The sequence below is a fragment of the Bacteroides caecigallinarum genome, from assembly GCF_021530995.1.
Lineage (GTDB): Bacteria > Bacteroidota > Bacteroidia > Bacteroidales > Bacteroidaceae > Phocaeicola > Phocaeicola faecigallinarum.
In genome coordinates this window covers 16,558-28,392 of sequence record NZ_JADYTF010000033.1, presented here as the reverse complement: position 1 = coordinate 28,392, position 11,835 = coordinate 16,558, and the positions used below count along the sequence as shown (strand labels likewise).

Here is an 11,835-nt window from a genome sequence, read left to right as displayed (position 1 = left end):
AAACTAACTAATATCATTTAGGAGCCTTTATATACAAATATATCGCAATAATCAAGAATAATATATTCGGCATCCATACGGCTAACGCAGGAGGAACATTTCCACTTATGGCAAATGTAGAAGATATAGTCTGGAAAAGTATATATGAAGCACTCAATCCTAGGCCAACACCAAGATTGAGCCCCATTCCACCTTTCACTTTCTTCGAAGACAGCGAAGCACCTATCAGCGTAAGGATAAAGGCCGCAAAAGGAGTAGCAATACGCTTATAATACTCTACCTCGAATTCTTTGATATTAGCAAATCCACGTCGTTTCTGATTGTCAATATATGTCTTCAGTTCCGAACTGGTAAGTGTCTCATACTGATTTCGGGTAATAAGAAAATCCTGAGGCTCCATATTGATTATCGTATCCAGCCTCTCTCCTTTAGTGATAACCTCCTTCATCCCCTTCATTTCCCTTATCATATAATCCCTTATAATCCATTTATGGACTTTTGTAGTATCATACGTTGCACGTCGTGCAGTGAGGTGCGACACAAGTTTATTATCCTCAAATTTATCAAGCGAAAATCTGTACCCCGTCAGATTGTAGTTCTCATACCTTTCCATGTATGCTATAGTACCGGTATCTACCACCAGCTGTATATTCCTGGCATAATTCACTTTCTTTTTGTTCTTATACTTCGCTTCGAAGTCTATTCGGGTGATACTACCTTTGGGTATATACTGCGAACTAAGGATATAACTGCCTATTGCTATAATGGCAGCCGACAGAAAATAAGGTATAAGCAATCTTTTGAAACTCATTCCGGTGGAAAACATTGCTATTATTTCCGAGTTCTCCGCTAGTTTACTTGTAAAAAATATCACAGAGATAAAAATAAACAGCGGACTGAAAAGATTGGCGTAATACGGAACGAAATTCATATAGTAATCAAAAATAATAGCTTCCACAGGAGCCTTATTATTGATAAAGCTATCTATGTTTTCGTTTATATCGAACACTACAGATATAGACAGAATAAGAGCAAGGGCAAAAAAGAATGTGCCCAGGAACTTTTTCATTATATATCTGTCTATACGTTTAAGCCAAAAACGTTTCAGAAATTTATCCTTAAACCTTGCAAGTTTCTCCTTCATATTTTATATAGAGTTTCAATCGGATTCACGGTTATCACATCACAGACGAGTTGAAAGTCGCTCAACCATAGCAGGCTTCCATGTAGAAAAATCACCGGCTATGATATGTGCTCTGGCTTCTTTTACAAGCCATAAATAGAATGCCAGATTATGTATTGAGGCTATCTGCAATGCGAGCAGTTCCTCTGCATGGAACAAATGTCGAAGATACGCACGGCTATAAAGAGTATCTACATACGATGCGCCATCAGCCTCAATAGGAGAATAATCTTTCTCCCATTTCTTGTTGCGCATGTTCATTATACCGTTCTTTGTAAACAGCATTCCATTTCTGCCGTTACGTGTAGGCATAACGCAATCAAACATATCTACCCCACGTTCTATGCCCTCAAGTATATTCACAGGGGTACCTACACCCATAAGATAACGAGGTTTATCCGTAGGAAGAATCTCATTAACCACTTCGATCATTTCATACATTTTTTCAGTAGGTTCTCCTACAGCAAGCCCACCGATTGCATTACCATCGGCACCTTTTGAAGCAATATACTCAGCAGAACGCTTTCTCAAATCAGGATACACACAACCCTGAACTATAGGGAACAATGACTGATTGTATCCATACTTTGGTTCAGTTTCATTAAAACGTGTGATACATCTGTCCAACCATCTGTGAGTCAGCTCCATTGATTTCTTTGCGTAATTATAATCGGAAGTACCGGGTGCACACTCATCGAATGCCATCATTATGTCAGCTCCGATAGTACGTTCAATATCCATAACCCTTTCAGGAGTAAACAAATGCTTCGACCCATCGATATGAGAGCGAAACTCCACACCCTCCTCGCGCATTTTTCTGATGCCTGAAAGCGAGAATACCTGAAAACCTCCACTATCAGTAAGCATAGGACGGTCGAAACCATTGAATTTATGCAATCCACCAGCTCCTTCAATTACGTCAAGCCCCGGTCTGAGATAAAGATGATAAGTGTTTCCGAGTATAATCTGAGCTTTTATATCGTCTTTGAGCTCAGGAAGCTGTACTCCCTTAACTGTTCCCAAAGTACCTACAGGCATGAAAATAGGTGTTTCAATCTGCCCGTGGTCTGTAGTAATCAGACCTGCTCTGGCATTTGTCTTGGAATCGGTATATTGTAGTTCAAATTTCATAATTCTATCAAAATAGGGCGTAAATTAATTATTGTCCGTTTCTTTCTTAGTCTCAGGTATAGTCAGTTTAGGAGCATTAGTAACCACTTCATCAGTCAGTGCTATATCCAGAACTTCCCTGATATCACTAACATAATGGAAAGTAAGTCCCTTAAGGTATATTTCCGGGATATTATCTATATCCTTCTTGTTTTCCTTACATAGAACTATCTCCTCTATACCTGCACGCTTGGCAGCAAGTATTTTTTCCTTTATACCACCTACAGGCAATACTTTTCCACGAAGTGTGATTTCGCCCGTCATAGCCAGACGGTTTTTCACTTTTCTTCGTGTAAGTGCAGAAGCCAACGAAGTAACCATTGTTATACCTGCCGACGGACCATCCTTTGGTATAGCTCCTTCGGGCACATGTATATGTATATTCCAGTTTTCAAACACCTCGTCAGGAATATTCAACAAATCATTATGTGCTTTGAGATACTCCAACGCAAGCATTGCAGATTCCTTCATCACATCACCCAAATTACCGGTTAAAGTAAGACGGCTTCCTTTTCCTCTACTGAGGCTGGTCTCTACAAACAGTATCTCACCACCAACAGCCGTCCATGCCAGTCCGGTCACTACACCGGCATATTCATTTCCCTGATATTTGTCTCTTGAGTACTCTACAGGGCCAAGGCATGAAGGTATATCTTCCGCTTTAAGTTCTCCGGTAGCTATATCTTTTCCTAAGGCAATATTATATGCTGTACGCCTCATCACCTTATTAATCTTCTTTTCAAGCTCACGTACACCGCTTTCGCGAGTATAATTCTCTATGATAAACTCTATAGCCCCTTTTGAAAGCTTAATATTATCCTTTGTCAGTCCGTTAGCCTCCATAGCCTTAGGGATGAGATGTCTTTTGGCAATCTCTATCTTTTCCTCGGTAATATATCCGCTAACTTCTATCAGCTCCATTCGGTCAAGTAATGGTGCAGGTATACTGCCCAGATTATTGGCCGTAGCAATAAACATTACATTCGACAAATCATAATCAATATCAATGTAATTGTCGTGGAACGTAGCGTTCTGTTCAGGATCCAACACTTCCAGCATTGCAGACGAAGGATCGCCCTGATGGCTCGCGCCAAGCTTGTCTATCTCGTCAAGAATTATAACAGGATTAGACGAGCCAGCCTTTATCAGACTCTTAATGATTCGTCCCGGCATAGCTCCAATGTAAGTTTTTCTATGACCGCGTATTTCAGCCTCATCATGCACTCCACCCAACGACATTCGTACATATTTTCTTTTCAAAGCCGAAGCAATGGAACGTCCAAGCGAAGTTTTTCCTACTCCAGGAGGGCCATAAAGGCACAGTATAGGAGACTTCATATCTCCTTTAAGTTTTAGCACAGCCAAATGTTCAAGAATGCGTTCCTTGACTTTCTCAAGACCATAATGATCATGATTAAGAGTTTTTTCAGCACTCTTAATATTGAATGATTGTGGTGTGTAGACATTCCATGGCAAAGCAAGCAGATTTTGCAGATATGAATACTGCACATTATAGTCAGGCGACTGCGGATTGATACGTTCCAGTTTCGTAAGTTCCTTCTCAAAGATTTCAGCCACTTCCTTAGACCATTGTTTTTTCTTTCCTTGAGCACGCAGATTATCAATCTCACTTTCTGCCCCATTACCCAGTTCATCCTGAATATTCTTCAGTTGCTGCTGCAGGAAATATTCACGCTGCTGCTTGTCAAGTTCCTCACGGGTACGCATCTGAATGTTTTGCTTAAGTCTGGCTATTTCCAGTTGTTCATTCAAATACCCTATAAGATGAATAGCTCTGTCCTTTATCGAATCATGTTTGAGAAGTTCATATTTGGATGTAATTTCCAAAGGGAAATTAGAGCAAATAAAATTAATTCTCACAGCATCTCCTTCCATATCCCTAAGAGCCATAAGGAAATCATTGCCAAGCTCTTCCATGCTGTCATGAAGTTTCTTCATAACATCAAAGCACGTACTCATTATAGCCTTGAACTCGTTACTGCGTGGAGTAACATTATTTTCCTCTACAGGAGTTGCTGTTCCAACCAGATAAGGGTCCGAAGAAGTTATACTGTCGAGTTTTACCTTAGGTCCGCAAGTATGTATTAGGGCGTTAGTTGTTCCACCTGGAAGCTCAAGGATACGGACAATACGTCCCACCACACCCAATGGATACAAATCGTTCAAATCCGGTTCTTCCACCATAGCATCTTTTTGGGTAGCCAATATAACTGGAACTTTTCTCTTATATGCAGACTTTACCAACTCCAATGTACTTCTTCTGCCTATGGCCACCGGCATCACTATTTCTGGGAAAATTATCATATTGCGCAATGGCAATACCGGCATTTCACCTTCAATTTCTTCTAAAGGCATACTTGCCTGATCTATATCTATTTTTGCTATCAAAGCCACTTCATCACCTTTAATCTTCTTTTTCTTTTTATCTTCCGGCATATTCTATCGTGAATTATGTGTTTAAATAAACGGCTACAAAGTTAATGATTATACACATAATAATAAAACATTTTATTCCAAATGTTATGTTCAGATATAGTCTCATAGCATGAATTGTGTATCTTTGCGCAAACTTAACAGAGCAAATATATGGGTTGTGATTTTTTCAGATTTAAGAAATTTACGATACATCAAGACAAATGTGCAATGAAAGTAGGCACAGACGGAGTATTGCTAGGGGCATGGACAGACCCGAGATTGGCCACAAAAATAGCCGATATAGGAACCGGAACAGGCTTAATAGCAATAATGCTGGCACAGAAATCGAATGCTTCGGTCACAGGTATTGAAATCGACACAGGAGCTGCCACACAAGCCAAAGAAAACATGAGCAATACTTTGTGGAAAGACAGGCTGAATGTAATAGAAGCTGATATCAAGGATTATTACCCGCACCATGAGGCAGAATTTGACCTTATCGTGTCAAATCCTCCATTTTTCAATGAAAACACTAAAGGATATTCGGAAAAAAGAAATATTGCCAGACATACAGACGGACTCAGCTTCGGTTTATTAGTGGAAGCCGTATCATTTATATTAAAAGAAGACGGCAGATTCAGCGTAATCATACCAGCCACATCTGCCCAAGAATTCATATCCGAGGCTATAAGACACAAGCTTAGTCTGACAAGAAAGACTGAAGTAATAACAAAACTTGGGACACCAGCCAAAAGAGTAATGATGGAGTTCTGCAAAAACACATCAAACAATGCAACTACAGAATGCTCACAGCTGCTGCTTTCCGAAAATGGCAACAAAAGCCAGGAGTATATAAATCTGACATCTGATTTCTATTTATAGAGCCTTCCAGGTTCCATAAAAAGCCGGAATTTTACTCAGAAATCAATTTCCGAAAAACGTGGGCAAATTTCAATTCAAACGTGGGCAAGTTTTAGATAAAATTTGCCCACGTTTTTTCAAAACATTATTTTATAATTTCCAGAGTATCATTTTTCATCCTGAAGATCATCGTTTTTCTTTACAAGTTTCTTCATTATATGGCGATTCATTTCCAACAATTGCCTATGTTTTTCAACAATGGAAGCAGAAACAGGTTTTGCCTCGATAAAATCTGTTATATGCTGCAATATATTATGAGGCTCGTATATATTGCGTTTCGGTTTCGGAGGGCAAACCACTTTTAGGGCAGACGGTATTATCTCGACAACAAGATCTTTCGGCCCCATCATCGGATCTCCATCAAAATGGAAAACTCCTTCATTCGCCCTATGTATCGTTATTTTCCTATCCTTCATGGTTTTAATGCGGCTGTTCATATCTATTGTTTTTGTAAACAACTGAAATGAAAGCGTAGGAACATCAAGTACCGTAAAAGGTTCAAGAACAGTTATATCCATCATTCCATCAGAAAGAGAAGCCTGTGGAGCTATATAAGCATTGTTTCCATATTGTGAAGCATTTCCACAAGCGATAAGGAACGCTTTATACTTAACCGTACCCTCCGAATTTTCTATTTCGTAAGTCTCAGGTTCATAATGAAGACTTTCCTGCAAAGTATTCTCCAGATATGTTATAAGTCCTCTACGCTTGGAACCTGCAAACTTAAGACTAACAAAAGCGTCAAAGCCCACTCCGCAGGTACAGAAGAAAGGATGACCGGCAATGATACCATAATCTATAGAACGGACGTTGGCATTATTGATAACCTGAAGAGCTTTCTGGTAATTCATAGGGATATGCAAATGTCTGGCCAGTCCATTACCGGAGCCACAAGGGATAATACCTAATGCTGTATCAGAATTAATAAGTGCACGCCCTACCTCATTGATAGTACCGTCGCCTCCTATTGCAACAACAAACGAAACTTTATCCTCTACAGCCTTCTTTGCTATATCGTACGCATGACCGGCATATTCTGTTTTTATAATTCTAGGATTAAATATACTCCGATTGATATTGGCCTCAACATATTCCAATATTGCCTCTTTATCTTGAGTTCCCGAAATAGGATTAACAATAAATATTATATCCTCCCTTATGTCCATATTTATAGAATAGATTAGTTGTCTATGCAAATGTAATATATATTTGTATATGAATTTATGACTGATATACAAAATATTATTCCCTGGGATAAAAAATGTTCCACATTGATACCTTTTTTTGTTTTTTTACTATCTTTGCAGGCTGTTAAACAAAATAGGAATATATCAATAACAGAATATGGGATTATTACAAGAAAAGTTAAGTAAATTCAGACTCCCGCAGATGTATATGGAGAAGGGGGTTTATCCTTATTTCCGAGAAATAGACAGCCATCAGGACACAGAAGTGATGATGGACGGCAAAAAGGTGTTAATGTTTGGGTCAAACTCATATATGGGTCTGACATACGACCAAAGAATTATTAATGCAGCAATAGAAGCTACTCGCAAGTACGGTACCGGATGTGCCGGTTCCAGACTTCTTAACGGAACTCTTGACATTCATGTACAGTTAGAGAAGGAACTTGCTGAATTTATTGGTAAAGATGAGGCTCTATGTTTCTCTACAGGTTTCACTGTAAACGAAGGTGTAATACCTCAGCTTGTAGGACGTGGCGACTATATCATATGCGATGACCGTGACCACGCATCAATAGTTGACGGAAGACGTCTTACATTTGCTACTCAGCTGAAGTACAAGCACAATGACATGGAAGCACTGGAAAAAGAACTTCAGAAATGTGAACCAGACGCTATCAAACTGATAGTAGTTGATAGTGTATTCTCCATGGAGGGCGACTTGGCCAACTTGCCTGAAATAATCCGCCTTAAGAAAAAATACAATGCTACAGTTTATGTGGATGAAGCTCACGGAGTTGGTGTATTCGGACGTAACGGACGTGGTGTATGCGACCATTTCGGATTGACAGACGAAGTGGATATCATAATGGGTACATTCAGTAAATCATTGGCATCAATCGGTGGGTTCGTTGCTGCAGATAAAGACATTATCAACTGGTTGCGTCATAATGCACGTTCATACATATTCCAGGCAAGTAGCACACCTGCAGCTACAGCAGCTGCCATTGAAGCTCTTCATATATTGAAGACAGAACCTGAACGCCAGGAAAGACTATGGGACATTACAAACTATGCTTTGAAACGCTTCCGTGAATGTGGTTTCGAAATAGGCGATACAGAAAGTCCTATCATACCATTATATGTTCGCGATACAGACAAGACATTCCTTGTAACAAAGATGGCTTTCGATGAAGGTGTTTTCATCAACCCTGTAATACCTCCTGCATGTGCACCTCAAGACACACTTGTAAGATTTGCACTCATGGCAACTCATACAAAAGAGCAGATTGATTATGCTATAGACAAACTGCTTAAATGCTTCAAGGAACTTGAAATAATAAAATAATACTAGATAAAAATAACAGAGGCTGTCTCAAGGTAAAATCCTTTAAGACAGCCTCTTTGCTTTTTTGTTGTATTCAATTATTTCATCTTCAAGCCTCTTTAAATCTGATATATCAGTTCATATAAGAGGTCAATTCTCCGGCAGTAACATTCTTTGCCACTATTACACCCTCACTATCAATAAGATAGTTGGCAAATCCGTCTCTAAGTCCAAACTCCTTAAAGATTTCCGAAGTTCTACCGTCTGTTTCAACATAACAAAGATCCGACTTCAACTGATCTTGTTCTACAGCCGCACGAAAAACAGATTCATAACGGTCCATTGAAACAGAAATCATCTTTATTCGGTCTGAATTCTGCAATGCATGACATAACTCAGCATTCTTCATTCTAGACTTGGCGTCATAACCCGCCCAAAAGCTCAACAAAGTATATTTGCCATTATCGGCACGCAGGTCGAGCGTCTGCGTTTTAAATTCAAGAACTGGCATCGGTGTTTCATCGCCTGGCACCAGCTTCTCTGTAGGATCTTTCTTCTCCATAAAAGAAAAAGAAAGCAAGGAACTGAATACTAATACAACAAAAATCGGCTTTACACTTTTAATCATGTAATGTGATTTTGGTTAATACTATCCGAGACTGCCCTTCACAGTGATTTCACCTCGGAACATTAATTATTACGCTAATATCCATCACGGATATCAAAAAATAAGCGTATTCTTATTCTGAAATCGTTGCAAAGATAAGCATTTTTTACCTAACCACCTAAGTTTTATCTTATTTTTTATGTTATTCAACATATTTTCCCTCATTTACTACATTGAGAAGACATATTATTTTATATATAAAACCATAAAAAATCATGCATATATGGCTTATAAGCCATAATTTGATTAACTTTGCATAGAAAAACCCGAATGATACATTTCATAAAAAAGAATAATCACCAAAATGGAATTTTCAGAATTAAATTTAGATGAAAGTGTTTTAAGCGCACTTGATACCATGAATTTCAAAGAATGTACCCCAGTACAGGAACACACTATTCCTGTTCTTTTGGAAGGACACGATTTGATAGGAGTAGCACAAACAGGTACCGGTAAGACAGCGGCCTATCTCCTACCTGTTTTAAGCAAGCTTTGCAATGGTGAATATCCTGAAGATTCCATCAACTGTATAATTATGTCTCCTACAAGAGAACTTGCGATTCAGATTGACAGGCAAATGGAAGCTTTTTCATACTTCATGCCTGTATCGGGAGTTGCTGTGTATGGAGGAAACGACGGAGTACGTTTTGAGCAGGAGAAAAAAGGGCTTACACTGGGGGCAGATGTGGTAATAGCCACCCCCGGCCGTCTAATCAGTCATCTCAGTTTAGGATACGTTGACCTGTCAAGAGTATCATTTTTTATTTTAGACGAAGCGGACAGAATGCTTGACATGGGGTTTTACGATGATATAATTCAGATTGTTAAACATTTGCCCAAAGAAAGACAAACAATAATGTTCTCCGCCACAATGCCGGAAAAAATAAGACAATTGGCGGATAATATCCTTAACAACCCTGTAGAGGTAAAACTGGCTGTTTCAAAACCTGCAGAAAAAATAATCCAGGCCGCATACGTATGCTACGAATCGCAGAAACTGGAAATTATAAAGGATTTATTCTCATCGCAACAGCCTGAAAGGGTTATTATATTTGCATCATCAAAAGTTAAAGTAAAGGAAGTAACCAAAGCTTTGTTAAGGATGAAACTCAATGTAGGCGAAATGCATTCCGACCTTGAGCAGGGACAGAGAGAAGAAATTCTTCACGAATTCAGAAACGGTAAAGTAAATATTCTAGTGGCCACAGATATAGTAGCAAGAGGTATTGACATTGACGATATACGTTTAGTAATAAACTACGATGTTCCACACGACTGTGAGGATTATGTGCACCGCATAGGACGTACGGCTCGTGCCAACAACGACGGTTGTGCCATAACATTCGTAAGCGAAACCGAACAAACTAAATTTTATCAGATAGAGAAATTCTTAGATAAAATAATCTACAAACTACAAATACCAGATCAGATAGGAGAAGGTCCGGAATATAAGCCCAAAACGACACAAAACAACAGAAAAAAAAGAAATGTGAAAAAACAGGGAGTACAAAATAGCAAAAAGAAATTTTCAAAAAAGAAAATTAGTTCATAGAATAATCCGACACTAAAATAACATTAAAAGCTTCATGGATAAAAAACCGTGAAGCTTTTAATGTTTAATAAATCCACAATCAATTGTAGAAAAACTCCACACAGAAGATTGAATATATTCTCAAGAGAAGACAATCACCCTTGAAAATCAAGCAAATACAAAATCCCATGATTATGGCATACTATTTGATATTATATATCATGACAACAATAAACTAAATTTATACACTTATGAGAACGACATTAACAGTAATAATGATGGTATTGGGATTTGGTAACACATTTGCATACACCCCTTCAAACACAAACGAAAAAAGTACAACTGAAAAAACTTATAAATCTTTCACCAATATAGATATTAATGAACTACCATCCGAAGTACAAGAAGTCTTATTCTTCGATTTTAAAGATTACATTGTAAAAACTGCCGACGTAAAAAAATACAATGGAACAAAAATATACAAGATTACTTTATTGGATATAGAAAATTATGAATATACAATCTATATCAACGAAAAAGGAATAATATTGGAATGACATAATCTAAATATAATAATGAAACATACCCGTCCAGACAATAAACTTAACTCTGGATGGGTATTTTTTTTCTTAAAGTATTAAATTTGTACCCAAACTTAAAAAAATAGCATAAACTGTGTATGGAACTAATATATTTACACCACAGCGGTTTTGTCATTTTAATGAACAACAGCACAATAGTCATTGATTATTTCGAGGATTCATTTTCTGAGAAAAATGGAATACTGCACAATGATATACTAAATAGAAATGGCAAGATGTATGTACTTTCAAGCCATTTCCACGCCGATCATTTCAATAAAGAGATTTTTGAATGGGGAAAAAACAAAAGCGACATTACATACATACTGTCGAACGATATACGCAGAAAGAGAAACATTCCAAGAGATTCGGCATCATGGTTAAAAAAGGGAGAAGAATATAATGATAACAATATAAAGATAAAGGCTTTTGGATCTACAGACGTAGGAATCTCATTTCTCATAGAAACTGAAGGGAAAACCATCTTTCATGCAGGAGATTTAAACAACTGGCATTGGATGGATGAAAGCCATGAAGATGAATGGAAAAGAGATGAAAAGAAATTTCTGGACGAAATAAAAGTAATATCAAATGATTACAAAAATATTGACCTCGTACTATTCCCAATCGACCCTCGTCTTGGGAGTGAATATATGAGAGGCGGGAAACAATTCATAGACTTAATAAAACCAACTGTGTTCATTCCCATGCATTTCTGGAACGATTATGTATCAGCAAACAGATTCCAGCAATACGCAATCAGCAAAGGAATAGATTCCCCCGAAATCAACTGTCGTGGGCAAATCTTCCACAATATATTATAACCATTAAAGAA

10 protein-coding genes are annotated in these 11,835 nt (G+C 38.0%); 5 read left to right on the top strand and 5 right to left on the bottom strand.

What is annotated here, in order from left to right:
• Positions 1–13: 13 nt before the first annotated feature.
• Genes I6E24_RS06615 through lon form a run of 3 tightly spaced genes read right to left on the bottom strand, consistent with a single transcriptional unit; the run spans position 14 to position 4,810 of the window.
• Positions 14–1,144, bottom strand: coding sequence for an LptF/LptG family permease (locus tag I6E24_RS06615; protein WP_235327251.1), 1,131 nt, complete (start codon positions 1,142–1,144; stop codon positions 14–16).
• A 39-nt stretch (positions 1,145–1,183) separates the two neighbouring features.
• The gene (gene tgt / locus I6E24_RS06610) at positions 1,184–2,314 is read right to left on the bottom strand and encodes a tRNA guanosine(34) transglycosylase Tgt (protein WP_235327249.1); all 1,131 of its coding nucleotides are present in this window, start codon (positions 2,312–2,314) and stop codon (positions 1,184–1,186) included.
• A gap of 24 nt (positions 2,315–2,338) precedes the next feature.
• Positions 2,339–4,810 (bottom strand): endopeptidase La, encoded by a 2,472-nt coding sequence (gene lon, locus I6E24_RS06605; RefSeq protein ID WP_235327247.1) that lies wholly within the window; start codon positions 4,808–4,810, stop codon positions 2,339–2,341.
• Between the two features lie 207 nt (positions 4,811–5,017).
• Between lon and I6E24_RS06600 the strand changes: the two genes are divergently transcribed.
• Positions 5,018–5,671, top strand: coding sequence for a tRNA1(Val) (adenine(37)-N6)-methyltransferase (locus tag I6E24_RS06600; RefSeq protein ID WP_235327245.1), 654 nt, complete (start codon positions 5,018–5,020; stop codon positions 5,669–5,671).
• Positions 5,672–5,817: 146 nt separating this feature from the next.
• Here I6E24_RS06600 and I6E24_RS06595 read toward each other — a convergent pair whose 3' ends face one another.
• Positions 5,818–6,876, bottom strand: coding sequence for a diacylglycerol/lipid kinase family protein (locus I6E24_RS06595; protein WP_235327243.1), 1,059 nt, complete (start codon positions 6,874–6,876; stop codon positions 5,818–5,820).
• Positions 6,877–7,054: 178 nt separating this feature from the next.
• On the opposite strand from I6E24_RS06595, the gene spt reads away from it, so the two are divergent.
• Positions 7,055–8,242, top strand: coding sequence for a serine palmitoyltransferase (gene spt, locus I6E24_RS06590; RefSeq protein WP_235327241.1), 1,188 nt, complete (start codon positions 7,055–7,057; stop codon positions 8,240–8,242).
• A gap of 112 nt (positions 8,243–8,354) precedes the next feature.
• Here spt and I6E24_RS06585 read toward each other — a convergent pair whose 3' ends face one another.
• Positions 8,355–8,849 carry a thioredoxin family protein gene (locus I6E24_RS06585; RefSeq protein ID WP_235327239.1) on the bottom strand — a complete coding sequence of 165 codons (495 nt, stop codon included), beginning with the start codon at positions 8,847–8,849 and terminating at the stop codon, positions 8,355–8,357.
• A 343-nt stretch (positions 8,850–9,192) separates the two neighbouring features.
• Here I6E24_RS06585 and I6E24_RS06580 point away from each other — a divergent pair, with 343 nt between their 5' ends.
• The 3 genes from I6E24_RS06580 (at position 9,193) to I6E24_RS06570 (ending at position 11,824) form a co-directional block, all read left to right on the top strand.
• A complete protein-coding gene (locus I6E24_RS06580; protein ID WP_235327237.1) occupies positions 9,193–10,440 on the top strand; it encodes a DEAD/DEAH box helicase in 1,248 nt (415 codons plus the stop codon).
• A 230-nt stretch (positions 10,441–10,670) separates the two neighbouring features.
• On the top strand, positions 10,671–10,976 hold the full coding sequence (locus I6E24_RS06575; protein WP_235327236.1) for a hypothetical protein: 306 nt from the start codon (positions 10,671–10,673) through the stop codon (positions 10,974–10,976).
• Positions 10,977–11,098: 122 nt separating this feature from the next.
• Positions 11,099–11,824, top strand: a complete 726-nt coding sequence (locus I6E24_RS06570) for an MBL fold metallo-hydrolase (RefSeq protein ID WP_235327234.1) — start codon at positions 11,099–11,101, stop codon at positions 11,822–11,824.
• The last annotated feature ends 11 nt before the right edge of the window (positions 11,825–11,835 follow it).

Excerpts from the sequence above, each read along its gene's own strand:
- I6E24_RS06575 (WP_235327236.1), top strand. The coding sequence starts at position 10,671 with ATGAGAACGACATTAACAGTAATAATGATGGTATTGGGATTTGGTAAC.
- I6E24_RS06570 (WP_235327234.1), top strand. The coding sequence starts at position 11,099 with ATGGAACTAATATATTTACACCACAGCGGTTTTGTCATTTTAATGAAC.
- tgt (WP_235327249.1), bottom strand. The coding sequence starts at position 2,314 with ATGAAATTTGAACTACAATATACCGATTCCAAGACAAATGCCAGAGCA.
- spt (WP_235327241.1), top strand. The coding sequence starts at position 7,055 with ATGGGATTATTACAAGAAAAGTTAAGTAAATTCAGACTCCCGCAGATG.
- I6E24_RS06600 (WP_235327245.1), top strand. The coding sequence starts at position 5,018 with ATGAAAGTAGGCACAGACGGAGTATTGCTAGGGGCATGGACAGACCCG.
- I6E24_RS06585 (WP_235327239.1), bottom strand. The coding sequence starts at position 8,849 with ATGATTAAAAGTGTAAAGCCGATTTTTGTTGTATTAGTATTCAGTTCC.
- lon (WP_235327247.1), bottom strand. The coding sequence starts at position 4,810 with ATGCCGGAAGATAAAAAGAAAAAGAAGATTAAAGGTGATGAAGTGGCT.
- I6E24_RS06580 (WP_235327237.1), top strand. The coding sequence starts at position 9,193 with ATGGAATTTTCAGAATTAAATTTAGATGAAAGTGTTTTAAGCGCACTT.
- I6E24_RS06595 (WP_235327243.1), bottom strand. The coding sequence starts at position 6,876 with ATGGACATAAGGGAGGATATAATATTTATTGTTAATCCTATTTCGGGA.
- I6E24_RS06615 (WP_235327251.1), bottom strand. The coding sequence starts at position 1,144 with ATGAAGGAGAAACTTGCAAGGTTTAAGGATAAATTTCTGAAACGTTTT.